This window comes from Stenotrophomonas sp. 21LCFQ19 (assembly GCF_056861425.1).
Genome location: NZ_JBSPUF010000020.1, coordinates 1 through 18235, shown reverse-complemented (window position 1 = coordinate 18235; position 18235 = coordinate 1). Strand labels below are relative to the sequence as shown.

20 protein-coding genes are annotated in these 18235 nt (G+C 64.2%); 13 read left to right on the top strand and 7 right to left on the bottom strand.

The annotated features are described in order from the left end of the window. Positions 1-25 precede the first annotated feature (25 nt). From AC13FW_RS18250 to prpB, 5 genes are all read left to right on the top strand, one after another. Entirely contained in the window at positions 26-700 is a 675-nt protein-coding gene (locus tag AC13FW_RS18250; protein WP_482990008.1) for an isochorismatase family protein, read from the top strand. Next, positions 697-1632, top strand: coding sequence for a polysaccharide deacetylase family protein (locus tag AC13FW_RS18245; RefSeq protein ID WP_482990007.1), 936 nt, complete (start codon positions 697-699; stop codon positions 1630-1632). The genes AC13FW_RS18250 and AC13FW_RS18245 overlap by 4 nt, the downstream gene beginning before the upstream one ends. Further along, positions 1629-2549: a polysaccharide deacetylase family protein gene (locus AC13FW_RS18240; RefSeq protein WP_482990006.1), complete on the top strand. Its 921-nt coding sequence runs from the start codon at positions 1629-1631 to the stop codon at positions 2547-2549. The genes AC13FW_RS18245 and AC13FW_RS18240 overlap by 4 nt, the downstream gene beginning before the upstream one ends. A 63-nt stretch (positions 2550-2612) precedes the next feature. Further along, the gene (locus AC13FW_RS18235; RefSeq protein WP_482990005.1) at positions 2613-4292 is read left to right on the top strand and encodes an electron transfer flavoprotein-ubiquinone oxidoreductase; all 1680 of its coding nucleotides are present in this window, start codon (positions 2613-2615) and stop codon (positions 4290-4292) included. 28 nt (positions 4293-4320) lie between these two features. Then, entirely contained in the window at positions 4321-5205 is an 885-nt protein-coding gene (prpB, locus tag AC13FW_RS18230) for a methylisocitrate lyase (RefSeq protein WP_482990004.1), read from the top strand. 206 nt (positions 5206-5411) lie between these two features. Here the strand turns inward: prpB and AC13FW_RS18225 are convergent, their stop codons facing one another. Next, complete coding sequence (locus tag AC13FW_RS18225) at positions 5412-5702, bottom strand: hypothetical protein (protein ID WP_482990003.1); 291 nt, start codon at positions 5700-5702, stop codon at positions 5412-5414. 216 nt (positions 5703-5918) lie between these two features. Here AC13FW_RS18225 and AC13FW_RS18220 point away from each other — a divergent pair, with 216 nt between their 5' ends. Further along, the gene (locus AC13FW_RS18220; RefSeq protein ID WP_482990002.1) at positions 5919-6314 is read left to right on the top strand and encodes a c-type cytochrome; all 396 of its coding nucleotides are present in this window, start codon (positions 5919-5921) and stop codon (positions 6312-6314) included. An 8-nt stretch (positions 6315-6322) separates the two neighbouring features. On the opposite strand, the gene AC13FW_RS18215 is transcribed toward AC13FW_RS18220, so the two are convergent. Both AC13FW_RS18215 and AC13FW_RS18210 read right to left on the bottom strand, forming a co-directional pair. Continuing rightward, complete coding sequence (locus AC13FW_RS18215; RefSeq protein WP_482990001.1) at positions 6323-7099, bottom strand: glucose 1-dehydrogenase; 777 nt, start codon at positions 7097-7099, stop codon at positions 6323-6325. Positions 7100-7209: 110 nt separating this feature from the next. After that, a complete protein-coding gene (locus AC13FW_RS18210; protein ID WP_482990000.1) occupies positions 7210-9123 on the bottom strand; it encodes an alpha/beta hydrolase family protein in 1914 nt (637 codons plus the stop codon). Positions 9124-9427: 304 nt separating this feature from the next. Between AC13FW_RS18210 and AC13FW_RS18205 the strand changes: the two genes are divergently transcribed. From AC13FW_RS18205 to AC13FW_RS18180, 6 genes are all read left to right on the top strand, one after another. Then, positions 9428-9859: a c-type cytochrome gene (locus AC13FW_RS18205; protein ID WP_482989999.1), complete on the top strand. Its 432-nt coding sequence runs from the start codon at positions 9428-9430 to the stop codon at positions 9857-9859. A gap of 67 nt (positions 9860-9926) precedes the next feature. Then, a complete protein-coding gene (locus AC13FW_RS18200) occupies positions 9927-10418 on the top strand; it encodes a VOC family protein (RefSeq protein ID WP_482989998.1) in 492 nt (163 codons plus the stop codon). Continuing rightward, on the top strand, positions 10415-11134 hold the full coding sequence (locus tag AC13FW_RS18195; protein WP_482989997.1) for a hypothetical protein: 720 nt from the start codon (positions 10415-10417) through the stop codon (positions 11132-11134). Before AC13FW_RS18200 ends, AC13FW_RS18195 begins: the two co-directional genes overlap by 4 nt. Before the next feature lies 1 nt (position 11135). Beyond that, positions 11136-11798 carry a hypothetical protein gene (locus AC13FW_RS18190; RefSeq protein WP_482989996.1) on the top strand — a complete coding sequence of 221 codons (663 nt, stop codon included), beginning with the start codon at positions 11136-11138 and terminating at the stop codon, positions 11796-11798. Further along, on the top strand, positions 11795-13378 hold the full coding sequence (locus tag AC13FW_RS18185; RefSeq protein ID WP_482989995.1) for an FAD-binding oxidoreductase: 1584 nt from the start codon (positions 11795-11797) through the stop codon (positions 13376-13378). Before AC13FW_RS18190 ends, AC13FW_RS18185 begins: the two co-directional genes overlap by 4 nt. A gap of 55 nt (positions 13379-13433) precedes the next feature. Continuing rightward, the gene (locus tag AC13FW_RS18180; RefSeq protein WP_282268341.1) at positions 13434-13748 is read left to right on the top strand and encodes a hypothetical protein; all 315 of its coding nucleotides are present in this window, start codon (positions 13434-13436) and stop codon (positions 13746-13748) included. Positions 13749-13757: 9 nt separating this feature from the next. Here AC13FW_RS18180 and AC13FW_RS18175 read toward each other — a convergent pair whose 3' ends face one another. The 4 genes from AC13FW_RS18175 to AC13FW_RS18160 are packed head-to-tail and all read right to left on the bottom strand — an operon-like array spanning position 13758 to position 17332. After that, positions 13758-15176 (bottom strand): aldehyde dehydrogenase family protein, encoded by a 1419-nt coding sequence (locus AC13FW_RS18175; RefSeq protein ID WP_482989994.1) that lies wholly within the window; start codon positions 15174-15176, stop codon positions 13758-13760. Further along, a complete protein-coding gene (locus tag AC13FW_RS18170; protein ID WP_482989993.1) occupies positions 15169-16212 on the bottom strand; it encodes a nitrilase-related carbon-nitrogen hydrolase in 1044 nt (347 codons plus the stop codon). Before AC13FW_RS18170 ends, AC13FW_RS18175 begins: the two co-directional genes overlap by 8 nt. Beyond that, on the bottom strand, positions 16209-16541 hold the full coding sequence (locus AC13FW_RS18165; protein ID WP_482989992.1) for a DUF1330 domain-containing protein: 333 nt from the start codon (positions 16539-16541) through the stop codon (positions 16209-16211). Before AC13FW_RS18165 ends, AC13FW_RS18170 begins: the two co-directional genes overlap by 4 nt. Positions 16542-16552: 11 nt before the next feature. Further along, a complete protein-coding gene (locus AC13FW_RS18160) occupies positions 16553-17332 on the bottom strand; it encodes an enoyl-CoA hydratase/isomerase family protein (RefSeq protein ID WP_482989991.1) in 780 nt (259 codons plus the stop codon). A gap of 56 nt (positions 17333-17388) precedes the next feature. On the opposite strand from AC13FW_RS18160, the gene AC13FW_RS18155 reads away from it, so the two are divergent. Further along, on the top strand, positions 17389-18177 hold the full coding sequence (locus tag AC13FW_RS18155; RefSeq protein ID WP_282268348.1) for a GntR family transcriptional regulator: 789 nt from the start codon (positions 17389-17391) through the stop codon (positions 18175-18177). Positions 18178-18235 lie beyond the last annotated feature (58 nt).

Here is an 18235-nt window from a genome sequence, read left to right as displayed (position 1 = left end):
CCCACTACTGCAACGGAGAGACCCCATGCCCGTGATGGAAACGTCCAACCTCACCGCCCGCCAGTACTGGGAGCAGGTCAAGGCCAACCCCAACCGCGCCAAGTTCGGCTTCGGCGCGCGCCCGGCCATCGTCAACATCGATGTGCAACGCGCCTATACCGACCTGGCCGCGTTCAAGACCGCGTATGAGACCGACCCGCGCCAGATCGAGCACATCAATGCGCTGTCGGTGCAGGTGCGCGCGCTCGGCCTGCCGGTGGTGTGGACGTATGTGGCGTACCTGGAGTCGGGCGAAGACGCCGGCACCTGGGGCACCCGCACCAACACCCCGGACTCGCTGCAGAACATCAAGCACGGCTCCGAGCGCGCGCAGTTCGATCCACGCGCCGACGTGCAGCCCGGCGACATCGTCATGCACAAGCGCATGGCCAGCCCGTTCTTCGAAACCAACCTGTGGTCGCTGCTGACCTTCCACAAGATCGACACGCTGATCATCACCGGCGGCTCGACCTCGGGCTGCATCCGCGCCTGCGTGATCGACAGCCTGTCGCGCGGCTACCGCAGCATCGTTCCGGAGGAATGCGTGGCCGACAAGCACGAGATCCCGCACTTCGCCAACCTCAGCGACATCATGCTCAAGTACGGCGACGTGGAGCCGGTCGAGCATGTGGCCGCACAGCTGCAGGCCTTGCGCGCATGAACGCCACGACCAAGTCCGACCCCGGCCTGTTCGACTACTGGCCCTACGACAGCCGTCCGAAGATCGAATGGCCGGGCGGTGCCCGCGTGGCGCTGTGGATCGCGCCCAACATCGAGTTCTACGAGTACGCGCCGCCGGCCAACCCGCAGCGCAAACCGTGGCCGCGTCCATTGCCGGACATCCAGGGCTATGGCACGCGCGACTACGGCAACCGCGTCGGTCACCAGCGGATGATGCGGGTGATGGACCAGTACGGCCTGCGCGGCTCGGTATCGCTGTCCACGGCCATGCTCAAGCACCATCCGGAAGTGATCCAGATGGCAGCCGAACGCAACTGGGAATTCTTCAGCCACGGCATCTACAACACCCGCTACACCTACGGCATGGACGAGGCGCAGGAGCGGGAGATGATCGCGCACTCGATGGCGCTGATCGCCGAGCACACCGGCCAGCACTGCGATGGCTACCTGGCACCAGCGCTGTCGCATTCCGACGCCACCATCGACCTGTTCGCCGAGGCCGGTGGCCTGTATACCTGCGACCTGTTCCACGACGACCAGCCAACGCCGGTGAAAACCCGCTCGGGCAAGCGCTTCGTGTCGGTGCCGTACTCGCTGGAGCTCAACGACACCATCGTCTACGTCACCAACAAGATCGAGCCGCGCCGTTACGGGCAGATGATCAAGGACGCCTTCGACCGCCTGTACGCCGAAGGCGAAAACTCCGGCACGGTGATGTGCGTGCCGCTGCATGCCTACCAGGTCAGCCACCCGCACCGCTTGGCCGCTTTCCACGATGCGATGGACTACATCTGCAGCCACGACAAGGTGTGGAAGGCCACCGGCCGCGAGATCGCCCAGCACTATCTGGACAAGCACTACGACGATGCGCTTGCCTCGATGACGGCGATCAACGCGGAGGACGCGGCATGAGCCTGGATCGCAGCTTCCTGGAGTACCCGCAGCTGCGCCATGGCATGGACCATGCGCGCTACAGCTGGTCGATGCTGGCCGAGCGCCCGGCCGTGCGCTGGCCCGACGACAAGCCGCTGGCGCTGTGGATCAACCTGAGCCTGGAGCACTTCCCGCTCAACCCCAAGGGCGAGGGCTTCAAACCGCACGGTGCGATGGTCATGCCCTATCCGGACCTGCGCCATTACACGCTGCGCGATTACGGCAACCGGGTCGGCGTGTTCCGCGTACTGGATGCGCTGGAAAAGTACGGTCTGCGCGCCAGCACTGCGGTCAACGGCGAGCTGGCCGAACGCTACCCGGCCCTGCTGCGTCGGCTCAAGGCGCGCAGCGCCGAGCTGGTCGCGCACGGCTGGAACATGGACAGCGTGCACTACGGCGGGCTGGACCCGGCGCGCGAAGCTGAATACATCCAGCGCAGTTTGGCCGCGCTGGCCCCGTATTCGGACGCCCCCATCCAGGGCTGGTTGTCACCGGCCAGATCGCAGTCCGAAAACACCCCGGAACTGCTGCAACAGGCCGGTTTGCAGTGGTTTGGTGACTGGATCAACGACGAGCTGCCCTACCCCTTCCAGACCGCCAACGGCCCGCTCACCGCACTGCCGTTGTCACTGGAATTGGAAGATCGCTTCATCGTCGGCGAAAATCTGCATGCCGAGGCCGAGTATGCGGACCAGATGGTCGATGCCTGCGATTTCCTGCTGGAGGAAGCGCAGCGCAACGGACAGGGTCGCCTGCTCGCGCTCAACATCCACCCGTGGGTGATGGGCCAGCCGCACCGCATCAAGCACCTGGAACGCGTGTTCTCCCATCTGGCAGACAACGCAGGGCTGATCTGGAACGCTGCGCCTTCGCAGATCATCGCCGCCTCACGTTGAGGCGGCGGTTCCAGGCAACCGTCGTCGCCCAAACCGCGCCGGCCTTTACCCAAGAGCCCTTGCATGAACACTGAAGCCAACACCGCCCTGCCGCCGCGCGAAGCGATGGAATTTGACGTCGTCATCGTCGGCGCCGGCCCTGCCGGTCTGGCCACCGCCATCCGCCTGCGCCAGCTGGCGGTCGAGAAGGGCCAGGAATTGTCGGTGTGCGTATTGGAGAAAGGCTCCGAGCCCGGCGCGCACATCCTGTCCGGTGCGGTGATGGACCCGCGCGCGCTCAACGAGCTGTTCCCGGACTGGAAGGAACGCGGTGCGCCGCTGCGGCAGGCCGTCACCCGCGACGAATTCCTGTTCTTGAATGAAACCGGCGCCAAGAGCACGCCGCACGCCCTGCTGCCGGAATGCTTCCACAACGATGGCAGCTACATCATCAGCCTGGGCGAAGTCAGCCGCTGGCTGGCGCAGCAGGCCGAAGCGCTGGAAGTGTCGATCTTCCCGGGCTTTGCCGCCGCCGAAGTGCTGTACGACGAGAACGGCGCGGTGATGGGCGTGGCCACCGGCGACATGGGCATCCACAAGGACGGCACGCCGGGCCCGAACTACGAGCGCGGCATGGAACTGCATGCCAAGTACACGATCTTCGCCGAAGGCTCGCGTGGCCACCTCGGCCGCCAGCTGATCAGCAGGTTCAAACTCGACGCCGGCAAGGACCCGCAGGCCTATGGCCTGGGCATCAAGGAGCTGTGGCAGATCGATCCGGCCAAGCACGAGCCGGGCCTGGTGGTGCACGCCGCTGGCTGGCCGTTGGACAACGACACCTACGGCGGTGCCTTCCTGTACCACGCCGAAGGCGGCAAGGTCTCGATCGGCTATGTGGTCGGCCTGGACTACAAGAACCCGTGGCTGAGCCCGTTCGAGGAATTCCAGCGCTTCAAGACCCACCCGGCGATCCGCAAGCACCTGGAAGGCGGCAAGCGCGTTGCCTACGGCGCACGTGCGATCACCGCCGGCGGCATCCTGTCGCTGCCCAAGACCGTGTTCCCAGGCGGTGCGCTGGTCGGCTGCGAAGCCGGCTACCTCAACGTCAGCCGCATCAAGGGCAGCCACGCCGCGATCAAGACCGGCATGCTGGCCGCCGAGGCCGCGTTCGATGCGCTGGTCGCCGGTCGCTCGCGCGATGAGCTGAGCGCCTATCCGGAAGCCTTCGAGAACAGCTGGCTGAAGGCCGAGCTGATGCAGGCCAAGAACTTCAAGCAGTGGTTCAAGAAGGGCCGCACCCTGGCCACGCTGATGACCGGCATCGAACAGTGGCTGCTGCCCAAGCTGGGCATCCGCAATGCGCCGTGGACCATCCACCGCACCAAGGCCGACCACGAGTGCCTGGAGCCGGCCGCCAGCCAGCCGAAGATCAACTATCCCAAGCCCGACAACGTGCTGACGTTTGATCGCCTGAGCTCGGTGTTCCTGTCCTCGACCAATCACGAAGAAGACCAGCCCAGCCACCTGACCTTGAAGGACGCCAGCGTGCCGGTGAAGGTCAACCTGGCCACCTATGGCGGCCCGGAAGCACGTTACTGCCCGGCTGGCGTCTACGAGTTCGTCGGCGAAGGCAGCGATACCCGCCTGCAGATCAACGCGCAGAACTGCGTTCACTGCAAGACCTGCGACATCAAGGACCCGACCCAGAACATCGTGTGGGTGACCCCGCAGGGTGGTGGCGGACCGAACTATCCGGCGATGTAAACGTCGCCATCAACCCACAGGAGTTTTGATGAGCATTGTCAGTCCAGGCGCCCGCTTCCGCGCGGCGCTCACACAGGAAAGCCCGCTGCAGATCCCCGGTGCGATCAACGCCAACCACGCGTTGCTGGCCAAGCGGGCGGGCTTCCGTGCGGTCTACCTGTCCGGTGGCGGCGTCGCCGCCGGCTCGCTGGGCCTGCCGGACCTGGGCATCAACACCATGGACGACGTGCTCACCGACATCCGCCGCATCACCGACGTCTGTGACCTGCCGCTGCTGTCGGACATCGACACCGGCTTTGGTCCGAGCGCGTTCAACATCGCGCGTACGGTGAAGTCACTGATCAAGGCCGGTGCGGCGGCCTGCCATATCGAAGACCAGGTCGGCGCCAAGCGCTGCGGCCACCGCCCCAACAAGGAAATCGTGTCGCTGGGCGAGATGGTGGACCGGGTCAAGGCCGCGGCCGATGCCAAGACTGATGCCGATTTCTTCCTGATCGCGCGTACCGATGCGATCCAGATGGAAGGCGTGGACGCGGCGATCGAGCGTTCGCTGGCCTGCGTCGAGGCCGGCGCCGATGGCATCTTTGCCGAAGCCTCGTATGACCTTGAGACGTACAAGCGCTTTGTCGATGCGGTGAAGGTGCCAGTGCTGGCCAACCTCACCGAGTTCGGGCAGACGCCTTTGTTCTCCACCGAGGAGCTGGGTTCGGTGGGTGTGGCGATGTGCATCTATCCGCTGTCGGCGTTCCGCGCGATGAACAAGGCCGCGGAGAACGTGTATACCGCGATCCGTCGCGATGGCCACCAGCGCAATGTGGTGGACACCATGCAGACCCGCGAGGAACTGTATGAGCGGATCGGGTATCACACCTTTGAGCAGAGTCTGGATAAGACGTTTGCTGCGAAGAAGTGATGATTTTTTGGTGGGGGCTTTGAAGCTATGAGCCGGAAGGCCTGGAAGCTTAGAAGCTTGGAATGCCAAAAGCTCAAAAGCTGCCCTCACCCCTACCCCTCTCCCGTAAACGGGAGAGGGGATGACTTCGGGACGAATCTGCGTGGGCCAGCATTACTGACTTCGGCGTACTGCGCGAATTTTTTCCGCAGCCGAACACTCTCAGCTCAATCGACGCTTTGAAGCATTTCGGCGTCTGAACGCGAAAAGCACAACGGGCAGATGAATTGCTTTCTGCTTTGGCTTTCTGCTTTGGCTCGCTGCTTTGGCTTTCTGCTTTGGCTTTCTGCTTTGGCTCGCTGCTTTGGCTTGCTGCTTTGGCCTTCTGCTTTGGCATTTGGCATTTGGCTTTTGCATTTGGTCTTTGCCTTTGCTTCGGCTTTGGCTTTGGCTTCGGCTTTGGCTTTGGCTTTGGCTTTGGCTTTGCTTCGGCCTTTCCAACCGACGACAGAAAGCATGAAGTCTCCCTTCTCCCGCTTGCGGGAGAAGGTGCCCAACGGGCGGATGAGGGGGCTTCTGCTTCTGCCTCCGTTTTTGCCTCTGCTTCAGCCATTCCTTCAAAGCTCTCCATCCACCCCAACCCGCGAAAAACTCAAGCCCTTTGCTTCCCCTCCCAGCACCAGCCATCATTGCCAACGCCGAACAGCCACGGCCGCCCCTGCACCGAGAAAGCAATGCCCCGCCTGCCACTGATCGCCCTCGCCTGCCTGACGCTCAGCGCCTGCGGCCAGCGCGATGCCTTCAACCACTCGGCCAATGCCGATCCACATCAACGCGAACTCGAACGCGCATTCGCCATCTGTGCTGGTTGCCACGACACCCGCGCCAACCTCGGCCACCGCGTTGGCCCCAATCTGCATGGCGTGATTGGCCGCAAGGCCGGCACCGCTCCGGGCTACAACTACTCCGACGCAATGAAGGCCAGCGGCATCATCTGGGATGCGCAGACCCTGGATGCCTTCATCAAGTCACCGACCAAACAGATACCCGGCAGCAAGATGGTCAATGCCACCTCCGACCCGGCACGTCGCCAGGCCGTGATCGAGTTCCTGTCCACGCTACCGGAATAAGCAGGGCATCAATCCAGCGTCTGCACACCGCCACCATTGACGAACAAGGTCTGGCCACTGACCCAGTTGGAGATCGGCGCAGCGAAATACAGCACCGCACCGGCAATGTCGTCGGCCTCACCCAGGCGTTTGATCGGCGTATGCGACAGCATCCGCCCCTCGATCTCCGGCGTCAGCACCGTCGCCAAGGCATCGGTGCGTACCGCACCCGGCCCCACCGCATTGACCCGGATCCCGGCCGGGCCATAGTCATGCGCGAGGTTCGCGGTCATATGATTGATCGCCGCTTTTGACGCAGCATAGGCACTGATCGCCGGGCTCCTGTTGATCGAGCTCATCGACGACATGTTGATGATCGAGCCATAGCCCGCTTGCTTCATGTGCGGCGCACACAGCTGCGACAGCCGCCACGCACTGAATACATTGATCTGGAAGGGCCGCTCGAACTGCTCCACGCTGATCTCGAACGGACTCTCGCGACCGGCACCACCGCCACCGGCGTTGTTGACCAGAATGTGGATGCCGCCAAGTTCAGCCGCCGTGCGCTCGACCACGCGAACCAGGTCCTCGTCCTTGAGCACGTTGCACTCCAGGGCCAAGGCCATGCCGCCGGCCGCGACAATCTCCGCTGCCACCTTTTCTGCAGCAGCAAGCTTCAGGTCGGCGATGGCGACGGCCGCGCCGTACGCCGCCAACATCAGGGAACTGGCGCGACCAATACCGTTGCCACCACCGGTGACGATGGCCACTTTGCCAGCGAGATCGAAATGCGCTTGCGGGATCATGGTTACGTGCTCCTGTCCGGGCGATTCATCGACCCGGACACCATACACCCCACCACCAGGGGCGGGGTGATGGGCAGCTTTCGGCACGCGCGACCGGCGCCGGTGCAGGCTTACTGGCCGATATTCTTCGCCAGGAACGCTTCCAGCGCACGATAGAACGCCGCGCTGTTTTCATCGTTGTAGAAGCCATGGCCTTCGCCCGCAACCGCCATCCACTCGGGTGGCTTGCCGGCGGAAACCAGTGCCGCACGCATCGCATTGGCCTGTGCAATCGGCGTGCGCTCGTCACGCTCACCGTGGGCGAGGAACACCGGCGCCTTGATGCTGGACGCAAGCGAGGTCGGCGAATTGGCCGCCAACTCCTCGTCGTTGCGTCCGATGACGCGCGTCAGGTAGTTGCGGCCAAAGGCGTTGTCCTTGATATCGCCCTTCTTGTACATCATCTTCAAATCATAGACACCGGCCAGACCCACCGCACAACGGATCAACTCCGGCTGCCGCGCGGCCAGCATCATCGCCGAGTACGCGCCGAAGCTCGCGCCATAACTGCATACACGCGAGGTATCGGCAAGGCCCAGGGAAGCCGCATGGTTCAAGCCATCCAGCACGTCCTGCTGGATGCGCGTTCCCCACTGCAGGTAACCGAGCTCTTCGAATGCGTGGCCGCGGCCACCACTGCCGCGGTAATTGACCTGCACCACCAGATAGCCGCGATTCGCGAGGAACTGTGCGTCGTTGTCGTAGAACCAATCGTCACTTACACCGTGCGGACCACCGTGCGGCAACAACACGGTTGGCAGCCTTCGCCCCTCGCTGTTGCGCGGAATGGTCAGTATCGCCTCCAGTTCCGTTCCATCACCAGCCTTGAAACGCACCGGGCGGCGCTCGGCCATCAGCGCTGGGTCGATACCCTCGCGGGGCGCCAACACCTTCTCCAGCTTGTTGGTCGCACGCCGGAATACGTACCAACCGCCGGGATCACGGTCGCTGGCCAGGTGCACAAGGACCGTCTGGCCATCGCGGCTAACGTCGTCGAAGGTCACGTGCTGTGCCGGTAGCAGGTCCGCCAAGGCCTTGTGCAGCTCCGCCTCCGGCTTGCCCGGGTCGAAGTACTGCAACTGTGGACGCCCCGTCACTGGCGAGGCAGCAAACGGTACCGCCGGATCGCGCGTCCATTGCGACAAGCCGACGTTGCTGAAGCCATCCGCGAGCAGGGTGTCCCGGTCACTGCCGTCTGCAGCGCTGGATACCAGTGATACCGGCCCGTCGTTGCGACTGAAGCGCCCATACACACGCTGGTTGTCGGCCGAGAACGCATAGGGCGTCCAGACGCCACCGACGTTTTCCTGTAGGACGGGCTGCCAGCGCTGCCCGTCCCCGGAGGCGTACAGCAGGTAGTTGTCGTCATCGTCGCGCCCCCATGCGTAACGCGCTACGCCATTGCGGTCGATCACGAACTCCAGGCTCGGTACATTGATGCTGGCAATCAACTTGAAGTTTGGACGTGGTCCCGCATCCACCAGGTACAACATCGAGTTGGTGGGGTTGCGCTTGAGCTGACGCATGTAGAAGCGGTCATCATTGCCCTGGGCCACGCCCTCGATGAAGCCGAAGCCACGGTCCAGGCCCGCGGCGGCATTCTGCTGCTCGTAGCCGTAGATATAGCGCTGGTTCTGTCCATCGAAATCGCTGGCGACGATCTCGCCCATCGGCAGCGGCTTTTCAAGCGAACCGTACTTTCTCCCCTTGGCGACTACCAGCCGTTTGTCGCTTACCCAGATGATCTGGTACGGGCTTTCAAAGCGCGGCAGGCGCAGCACCGCGGTGCGCTGCATGTCGCTCAGGCGCAGTATCTGTACCGCGTGGTTGCCTTCACCGAAGTCGGTGCCCATTGCCAGGTATTCGCCACTCGGCGACAGCGTCGGCATCGAGAACGGACTGGCCTTTGCAAACACTTCAACCGGCACCTGTTGCGCGGCTGCCGGCCACGCCAGGCAGGCCAACAGCAACATGGATCGGAACATCGCTTTCCCTGCTTTTCCCATGACGCGTTCCCCAACGGTCTTATTCCTGAATGGGAGCGTATTTCATTTCATCTTCGACTAGAAGAGCGCATTCGGGGGAGATTCGACAACCTCGAATCCGGGCAGGCGCAGGCCATGCAAGCTTGCAGCTTTTCTTCGCGCCGGCATTCTGATATTTATTTGTCCGGACAAATACCAAGCCTGTTGCATGGACGGCAAACGGGCCGCAACTGCCCAACCGACGCCGCCTCCTTCCAGCTGTCCGCTGTACTCCCGCCTTTCTGGTTTCCTGCAAGGTCCCGCCATGCGCTCCATGTTGATCATCGTCGCCTCATTGCTCGTCATTGGCTGCAGCAAACAACGCGAGCCGGCCGTCGCCAGTGCGCCTGCTGCACCTCCGGTCGCAGCCGAAACCCAGGCAGCGCCCGCCGCGACCACCACCGCAATCAATGGCGAACAGGCATTCGCGATGTGCGCGACCTGCCACAGCCGCGATGCCGGCGCACCACAAAGGATGGGGCCGAACCTGCACGACCTGCTCGGGCGCAAGGCCGGCAGCAATCCCGGCTTCGACTACTCACCCGCGCTGCGCGCCAGCGACATCACCTGGGACGCCGCACAACTGGATGCCTATCTGGCAGCACCGACGAAGCGGGTGCCTGGTACCCGCATGGTCATCACCGTACCCGATGCGGCGCGCCGGCAGGCGCTGATCGAGTATCTGTCGGCCCCCTGACGTTGTTCCTGCCAGCACGGCCACAGAACCACCGCCGATGGCACCCCGCGCAGCAACGAGGAGTGACATGCACCTTCAGTTCGAGCGCTTCACCCTGTTCTGCCGCGACCTGGAAGCCTCGCTGCGGTTCTACCGCGACACCTTGGGCTTGGTGGTGGTCGAGGAAAAGACCCTGGAAGGGCCGATGGCAGGCGGACTGCTGCAGTTGCCCGCCTGCCGCATCCGTATCGCAATGCTCGCGGCCGAAGCGGAAGCAGCGGTCATCGTCGGCCTGTTCGAGATAAGCCAGACCGCGCTGAACACGCTTGCACCGCCGCTGGGCAAACCTGCCCACGGGCAGGCAGCGCTGGTGCTGTCCACCGGTTGCTTCGATGCGCTGCATTGCGCGCTGGGCGCAGCCGGGTACCGCTTCCTGACGCCGCCACTCGCCTATCCCAAGCACACCGCCAGCGCCCGTTCGCCGGCCGGCCTGTACCGCGAAATGATCGTCTACGACCCGGACCACGTGCCGGTGAGCATCCTGCAGATTGAACCGCTTCCCAAGGAGACCACGGCATGACCGGCATCGCCCGTTCCATCACCGGCAGCATCCAGTACACCAGCAACCAGAGCCACCGGCAGGGCGCCGAACGTGGCCGCGAAAGCTTCCGCCTGGACGTGCACCGCGACGGCTCGCGCGTGCTGGCCGCGCATTGCGAGATCGACGATGCGCCCGCTGTTGTGCGCGACGTCAACCTGCGCGTGGATTCCAGCAACATGCCGCAGGAATGCTTCGTGCGCATCGCCGTTGGCGGCCAGTTCCGCGGCTCGGGTTGGTTCACCTTCAACGCCAGCGAGGCCCAGTGCGAATCCTCGACTACGGTGGAGGGGCGCATCTACCAGCGCTTCCCGCTGCAGTCGCCGCTACGGGCCTTCGGCAACCACGCCATCATCAACGATGCCTATGCGATGTCGCTCTACGATCTGGCGCAGGGGCCGGGCAAGCAGCGTTTCTTCATGTTGCTGTCCTCGCCGGATCATCGTGGCGCTACCGGCCCAATGATCTACCCGGTACAACTGGCCATCGAATACATCGGTGAGGAAGAGATCGATGTCATCGCCGGCCGCTTCAAGGCACGGCATTTCCGCATCCTCGATGTCGGCATGCCGGAAGAGCACCCTGACTACGATCTGTGGGTAAGCGCCGATGAGCACTACACCCTACTGCGCGCCAGCGTCACCGGCTACATGCAGACCGCCTACGAGCTGAGCAGCTATCACGTGCAGGAGCACTGAAGTGCTGCTGCAGATCCTGCTGGTTGCGCACATCGCCGTGCTTGGCTACTGGCTGGGCTCGGAACTGGTGATCAACAGTACCTACCGCTACGTCTGCAATGGCAGCAACATTCCCTTCGTTGAGCGCAGCCGGTTGATGGAGCATGTGATGCACGTGGACCAGCACGTGCGCTACGCACTGGTGTTACAGGCAGGGTTGGGATTCTCGCTGGCCGCGCTGTATGGCTTGATACCCGGTGCTTACACCACCGCCGCCATCGCCGCTGTGCTGTGCGTGCTGTGGTTGATCTTCGTCGAAGCCGTGCACCAGCTACGGCATACCCGCCTGGGTGCACGCCTGGCGGCGATCGACCGCGGCTCCCGTTACCTGTTCATGGCGCTGCTGCTGTGCCTGGCTACTGGCCTGCTCGGCGGCGGCTGGGACATGCCCGCATGGCTGCGCTGGAAGCTGGCGTTGTACGCCGGGGTGATGGCATCCGGCGTCGGCATACGGCTCGCGCTGATCGCGCATTTCCGCACCTGGAAGGTGATGGCGCAGGAAGGCCCCAGCGATACCAGCAACACCATCATCCGTCGCACCTATGTCAAGGCGACTTCGGTGCTGTGCATGCTGTGGCTGTTCATTGCCGCAATCGTGTTCGTCAGCGTGTTCAAGCCAACATGACAATGAACCATCACAACGTGTTGCTGGCAGATCTGCGCGGGTTGCTGGGTGAGGACGCGGTCCTGTGCGATGGCGACACCTTGCAGTTGATGGCCGGCGACCTGTACAGCAGCGGGCCGCCGCCGCTGGCGGTCATCCGCACGCGCGACCGTGCTTGCCTGGCGCAGGCGGTTGCACGCATCACCACTGCGGGGCTATCGGTCATCCCGCGTGGCGGCGGCCTGAGCTATACCGGCGGTTACCTGTGTGAAAGCAGTGGCAGCGTGCTGGTGGATCTGTCCGCGCTGAACCAGATCGAACATATCAGCGCCGAGGACATGTACGTGGTGGCGCAGGCAGGGGTGACCTGGAAGCAACTCCATGACGCGCTCACACCACTGGGCCTGCGTGTACCGTGCTTCGGTACGTTCTCAGGTGCAGGCGCCAGCATTGGCGGCGGACTCAGTCACGGTGCCTTGTTCTTCGGCAGCGCGCGCTATGGATCGGCCGCCGACAATGTACTCGGCGTTGAAGTCATCACCGCCGATGGCGACGTGTTGCGCACCGGGCAGTGGGCGCTGAAGGCAGCGCCCGAACCGGTGTTCCGCAACTTCGGCCCGGACACCACCGGCCTGTTCATGCATGACGGCGGCGCTTTCGGCATCAAGACCCGTGCTGCGTTCCGCTTGATTCCGCTGCCTGCACACAACGGTTACGCCTCCTTCGCGTTCACCGATTTCGAATCCGCCGCGCGTGCATTGTCAGCCGTTGCCCGCGCGGGCCTGGCCGAGGAAGCCTATGTGCTGGATGCCGGTGCGGTGGCGGCGAATGTCGAGCGCGCCCGCAGCGTGGCTGGCGCGCTGCGGGCGCTGCGGCAGGTGCTGGAAAGCACCGCGGGTATTGCCAGCAAGTGCAGGGCCTTGCTCGGCATGGCCAGGGCCGGGCGCCGGGTCGTTCCGGCCGATGCCTTCAGCCTGCATCTGGTTGCCGCGGGCAATAGTCCGGCGGCGGTTGAACATGATCTGGCAACTGCTCGGGCGCTGGCCCAGCAACACGGCGGCAGCGGGATCGCCGCAACCGTGCCACGTATCGCCCGCGCCGATCCCTTCCCAGGGCTCAACGCGGTGCTGGGCGCCAACGGCAGCCGTTGGGCGGCATTGAACGTCAAGGTGGCGCACTCACGCGCGCCAGCACTGATCCGCGCCCATCAACAGCTGATCGCCGCGCACGCTGCCGAGATCAAACACTGTGGCGTGCGCGTTACGTACCTGTGCTCGGCGCTATGCAACTACAGCTTCAGCTTCGAGGCTGTGTTTCATTGGCAGGACAACTGGCAGCCGCTGCACGCAGCCACGCTGCAGCCAGCGCTGCTGCAGACCTTTGCGCAAGGGCCGGACAATCCCGATGCGCGGGCGCTGGTCGAGCAATTGCGGCAGCTGACCTGCACCCTGTTCGCACGGATGGGTGGCGCTTCCAATCAGATTGGGCGCACCTATCCGTTCCTGTCGGAACTGGAAGATCCACCTGCCGCCCTGCTGCGCGACATCAAGCGGTTGCTGGATCCGCAGCGGCGCATGAACCCCGGCGTATTGGGGCTCTGAGCGTAAGATGTGGCAGGATCACCGTTGACGCATCCCTCAGGGGGGAATCCTGCACATGCCTGTTGCTTCGCCGGGACTGGCCCGGTTGTTATCCATCGTCACCCTTTCCATGGTGTCACCGGCCGCGCTGGCAATGGCCCAGTGCCCGCAGGAATCCACCAAATCCACCGAATTCTGGCTGCTGGGCTGGTCGATCTTCGCGCTGTTCGTTGGCGGCGGCATTGTGTTGCTGCTGTTGATCTTCCGCGCGACACGCAATGCGCGGCCGCAGCCGCGCTGGCTGCTGCGCATCGCCGGGGTTCCAGCGATGCTGGCGATGTGGATGCTGGGCTTCGGTATTTTCCTGGGCCAGTTCGTACTGGTGTGCTGAGGCAGATCCTCAGGCCGGCGCAAACCACCAGGGTGATGCCGTACCTGTGTTGATCAGCAGCGCGCGTGCGCGCACGAATCGCCGGATCGATGCCGTGCCCATGCGTGAGCCGCCCATGCCGGAGAGTTTGAAGCTCTGCTTCTCGGCGGTCTGCACCATGCCGGTCAAGCAGGCGTCATTGATCGAAATGCCGCCGGCCTGCAGCTGACGCGCCACCCGCTGCGCACGCTCGGGGCTTTGCGTGAACACCGCCGCCGACAGGCCGAACTCGGTGGCATTGGCTCGCGCGATGGCTTCGGCTTCATCGGCCACCACCATCACCGGCAGGACGCTGGCGAAGCTTTCATCGGCGACCACCGCCATCTCGTCAGTGACATCAACCAGCACGGTCGGCGGGCACCAGATACCGCCATGGTCGATCAGCTCGCCGCCGGTCAGCGCTCGCGCGCCCTTGGCCTTGGCATCGGCAAGCTGCGCGCGTACCAGCTCCACCTGCGAAGCGGCGATCACCGGGCCGATCTGGCCCTGCTTCGGATCCGGCCAGGCCAGCTCCAATGCGGACGCCTCTTTCACCAGCGCGGCGATGAAGGCATCGGCCACCGGCGCTTCCACGTAGACCCGCTCGATCGACATGCAGCTTTGGCCACCATTGACGAAGCTGCCCCACGCCAAGGCGCGGGCGGCATGCGCGATATTGGCATCGGACAAGACCAGCGCCGGGTCCTTGCCACCGAGTTCCAGCGAAGCCGGAATGAAACGGCGAGCGCAGGCTTCGCCGACCTTGCGACCGGTGGCGACCGAGCCGGTGAAACAGATCTGGTCGCTGGCATCGATCACCGCCTGGCCGGTGGCGCCGGCGCCGGTGACCAGCTTGAACACCGCGCCCAGGTCCGCTTCGTCCAATGCTTCGCGCAGCAGAGGCACGAAGCGCGAGGTGACTTCACTGGGTTTGGCGAGGATGCTGCAGCCCGCGGCAAGCGCCGGCACCGCATCGATCAAGGTCAGCATCAGCGGGAAATTCCACGGGCTGATCACCCCCACCACCGCATACGGCACCCAGGTCTGCTGGCTCTGGATGAAGGGAATGGCCTCCCGCTGGGCGGGCTTTTCCGCCAGACAGCCGGCCGCCTGCTGCGCCCAGCGGCGGATCGCGCCGACCGTGCCGTCCACTTCAATCTGCGATTCGTGCCAGCGGCCGGTATCGGCCAGCAAGGCGTCGAGGAAACCGTCACGGCGCGCGACCAACGCATCGGCCAAGGCATTCAAGCGCGCGCAGCGTTCTTCGATGCTGCATGCAGCCCAATCGAGCTGCGCCTTGCGCAGGCCAGCGCCCAAGGCAGCAACTTCGGCAGCGGACGTGATCGGCAGTTCGCCATCGAACAGACCGGTGCGCGGATTGCGCAGCGGCAGCGTGCTTGCGTCAGTCATTGCCCAGTACTCCAGCGCTCAGCAGTGCATCAAGGGTGGCTTTCTGGCGGGCAGCGAAGTCGGCCCGCTGCGGAATCTTCAAGCTGTCGCCGTCCAGCAGTGCGTTCGGCTTCAAGGCGGTACTGCCGAGGCCGGCATTGATCGCAGCCTGCGGCAGCCGCGACAGGAAGTTGCCCATGCCCGGACGCAGGCGGCGGCGGCGCAGGCCGGCGATATCCAGATCAGCGTAGGCGGCCATCGACTCGCCGGTACCGGCGGCGGACAGCACCCTGCCCTGGTCATCAACGATCTTGCTCATGCCATCGGCACTGCCCAGCGGAATATCCACACCACTGATGCCGGCGGTATTGGCCGAAACCACATAGGCCATGTTTTCCAGCGCACGGGCACGCTTGGCAATGTCCTTGGGGGTCAGCTCCGGGCTGCCGACTTCGCTGGTGGAATGCAGGAACACCTCGGCACCACGCAGGCCCATCGCCCGCGCGATTTCCGGATACAGGATTTCTTCCGATGCGATGCAGGACAGGCGGCCGAGCGGCGTGCGCGCAACCGGAAACACGCCGTCGATGCCGTACACGTCCAGGTACTTGTCCCAGACATCATGCGGGCTGGGTGCATACAGCGAGATCAGCCGGCGATAGCGCAGGACCTGGTTGCCACTGTCGTCCAGGATCACCGACGACTGGAAATACAGCTCTGGGAAATTCGGATCACGCTCGTAGGCGTTGGAGCACAGATAGACACCATTGTCCTGGGCGATGCGACCCAGTTGTTCGTATTCGGCGCCATCCATGGCGAAGCAGCCCTTGGCCGCCCAGCCGGGAATGGTGTCGCCCAGCGGATAGCTGGTGGCGAAGTATTCCGGCAGCACCACCAGTTTCAGGTCGGCGCCGATGAAGGCCTTGGAGGCGCGGATCTGCCGGCCTACGCGCTCGATATTGTCCGCAACCGCGACGGCGGCGTCTTCCGGCGTGGCGCAGGCATTGATGGCGCGGCAGGTGGTCTGCAGCGCCAGCGCGCGATAAGCATCGATCATGGGGCTTTCCCTTCGGTTGCGGTGTCGTTGAGGGCTTGCGTCTGCACGCCATCGGCCAGCAGCACGCGGAAGCTGCCGGTGCCGGCGCGCAGCGGCTTGATCGCGGCGTATTCCGGGCTCTGCCAGAACGCCAAGGCAGCGTCGCGGTCAGGCCAGCAGGAAATCACCGTGCGGCTCGGCGCGTGTACGCCTTCCAAGCTGGTTTGTTCGCCGCCCATCACCAGATAGCGGCCGCCGTAGCGCGCCACCACCGCTGGTGTCGCACGGACGTAGGCGGCAAAGCCTTGTGGATCGGTAACGTGGGCTTCGATGATCAGGTAGGCGGGCATCTATGCAGGCCTCAGTTGAAACGCGGCGCGCGCTTTTCGAGGAAGGCAGCGGCGCCTTCAACGAAATCGCTGCTGCTGAAGGCGTCGTTGAACGCCGCATCGGCCTGTGCCACACCCACGCTGGCATCGCCACCCAGATGCCCGAGCACGATCTTGATGGCCCGCCGCGCCTGGCCGGAGGTGGCCAGCAACTGCTGCACCTGCGCCTGCTCCAGCGCCTCGATGCCATCCTCGCCCGCCAACTGGTTGATCAAGCCCCAATCCAGTGCGGTGGCTGCGTCGAGCAGACGTCCGGTCAACAGCATTTCCCGGGTACGGGCCATGCCGACGGTGTTGAGCAACCGGCGACTGTCATCGGCGCTGTAAACTAAACCGAGCTTGGCTGGGGTGATAGCGAACCGGCTGCGGGTACTGGCCAGGCGCAGGTCACAGGCCAGGGCCAGGCCAAGGCCGCCGCCCACGCAGGCGCCGTCGATGACGGCCAGCGTGGTCTGCGGCAGGCGTTGCAGTTTGAGCTGGGTGCGTTGGACCTGGGCGTTGTTGGCGGCAAAGGCCTCCGGAGCGGTGAGCAGCTGGCCGAGTTCGTCGATATCGGCGCCGGCACTGAACGCCCCCGGGACGCCGGACACCACCACGATCTGGGCATCACTGGCGGCAATTTCGTCCAGTGCGGCCTCGATCGCCGCCCAGTGGCGGGTGGCCAGGGCGTTGCGCTTGTCGGGTCGGTGGATGCCGATGCGGGCGAGCGCGCCGTCACGGCTCCAGCAAATCACGGTTTCTTCAGTGACCATGGCCTATCCTATTTGTTCTATCGTTATAGCATTAAGCCAAAGGAGGGTGAAGCGAGATGTCCCAAGACACACTGGCCACACTATTGAGTGCCAACGCGCACAAGCTGTTGCGCAACGACTTGCCGACGCCGCTTTACCACCAGATGTTCAGCCTGCTGCGCGACCGCATCCTCAATGGCGAGATCCCACGCGGCGCCCGCATCCCCACCGAGTTCGACCTGGCCGATGGCTTTGGTGTGTCCCGCATCACCGCCAAACGGGCACTGGACGAGCTGGCCGCTGAAGGACTGGTGGAGCGCCGCCGCGGCAAGGGCACCCACGTCATTCACCGTTCCCGGCCCAAGCCGATGCACAGCCCCTTGACCGGGCTGCTGGAAAGCCTGGAAGTGCTGGCCGAGCACACCAAGGTGCAATTGCTGCAGTTCCGCCGTGCGGTGCCACCGGAGCCGATCCGTGCATTGTTCGATACCGGCCCGCGCGACCTGCTGGCACATGCGATCCGTCTGCGCCTGCGTGGCGATACCCCGTTTGGCTACTACAACAGCTGGACCAATACCGATCACCCCGATTTCAGCGAAGCCAAGCTGTCCAACAGCTCACGGCTGAAGCTGTTCCAATCGGCTGGCATCCAGATCAAGCAGGTGGAGCAGGTGCTGTCGGCCGTCAACGCCGATGCGATTGCCGCCCTGCACCTGAAGGTCGAGCCGGGTACCGCGCTGTTGGCCTTGGAGCGCCGCTCCTATGACGGTGACGGCAACATGGTGGACTTGCTCAGCGTGCTGTACCGGCCGGACCAGTTCACCTACCAGATGACCCTGGATGTGGATGCCGGCGGGCATGATTGAAGGCGGCCGGGCCATGCCCGGCTGAGGCTTTCCCGGTGATGCCCTGTAGTGGGGGGGG

Coding starts and splice junctions, on each gene's coding strand:
- AC13FW_RS18250 (WP_482990008.1), top strand. CDS start 26: ATGCCCGTGATGGAAACGTCCAACCTCACCGCCCGCCAGTACTGGGAG.
- AC13FW_RS18245 (WP_482990007.1), top strand. CDS start 697: ATGAACGCCACGACCAAGTCCGACCCCGGCCTGTTCGACTACTGGCCC.
- AC13FW_RS18240 (WP_482990006.1), top strand. CDS start 1,629: ATGAGCCTGGATCGCAGCTTCCTGGAGTACCCGCAGCTGCGCCATGGC.
- AC13FW_RS18235 (WP_482990005.1), top strand. CDS start 2,613: ATGAACACTGAAGCCAACACCGCCCTGCCGCCGCGCGAAGCGATGGAA.
- prpB (WP_482990004.1), top strand. CDS start 4,321: ATGAGCATTGTCAGTCCAGGCGCCCGCTTCCGCGCGGCGCTCACACAG.
- AC13FW_RS18225 (WP_482990003.1), bottom strand. CDS start 5,702: ATGCTTTCTGTCGTCGGTTGGAAAGGCCGAAGCAAAGCCAAAGCCAAA.
- AC13FW_RS18220 (WP_482990002.1), top strand. CDS start 5,919: ATGCCCCGCCTGCCACTGATCGCCCTCGCCTGCCTGACGCTCAGCGCC.
- AC13FW_RS18215 (WP_482990001.1), bottom strand. CDS start 7,099: ATGATCCCGCAAGCGCATTTCGATCTCGCTGGCAAAGTGGCCATCGTC.
- AC13FW_RS18210 (WP_482990000.1), bottom strand. CDS start 9,123: ATGTTCCGATCCATGTTGCTGTTGGCCTGCCTGGCGTGGCCGGCAGCC.
- AC13FW_RS18205 (WP_482989999.1), top strand. CDS start 9,428: ATGCGCTCCATGTTGATCATCGTCGCCTCATTGCTCGTCATTGGCTGC.
- AC13FW_RS18200 (WP_482989998.1), top strand. CDS start 9,927: ATGCACCTTCAGTTCGAGCGCTTCACCCTGTTCTGCCGCGACCTGGAA.
- AC13FW_RS18195 (WP_482989997.1), top strand. CDS start 10,415: ATGACCGGCATCGCCCGTTCCATCACCGGCAGCATCCAGTACACCAGC.
- AC13FW_RS18185 (WP_482989995.1), top strand. CDS start 11,795: ATGACAATGAACCATCACAACGTGTTGCTGGCAGATCTGCGCGGGTTG.
- AC13FW_RS18180 (WP_282268341.1), top strand. CDS start 13,434: ATGCCTGTTGCTTCGCCGGGACTGGCCCGGTTGTTATCCATCGTCACC.
- AC13FW_RS18175 (WP_482989994.1), bottom strand. CDS start 15,176: ATGACTGACGCAAGCACGCTGCCGCTGCGCAATCCGCGCACCGGTCTG.
- AC13FW_RS18170 (WP_482989993.1), bottom strand. CDS start 16,212: ATGATCGATGCTTATCGCGCGCTGGCGCTGCAGACCACCTGCCGCGCC.
- AC13FW_RS18165 (WP_482989992.1), bottom strand. CDS start 16,541: ATGCCCGCCTACCTGATCATCGAAGCCCACGTTACCGATCCACAAGGC.
- AC13FW_RS18160 (WP_482989991.1), bottom strand. CDS start 17,332: ATGGTCACTGAAGAAACCGTGATTTGCTGGAGCCGTGACGGCGCGCTC.
- AC13FW_RS18155 (WP_282268348.1), top strand. CDS start 17,389: ATGTCCCAAGACACACTGGCCACACTATTGAGTGCCAACGCGCACAAG.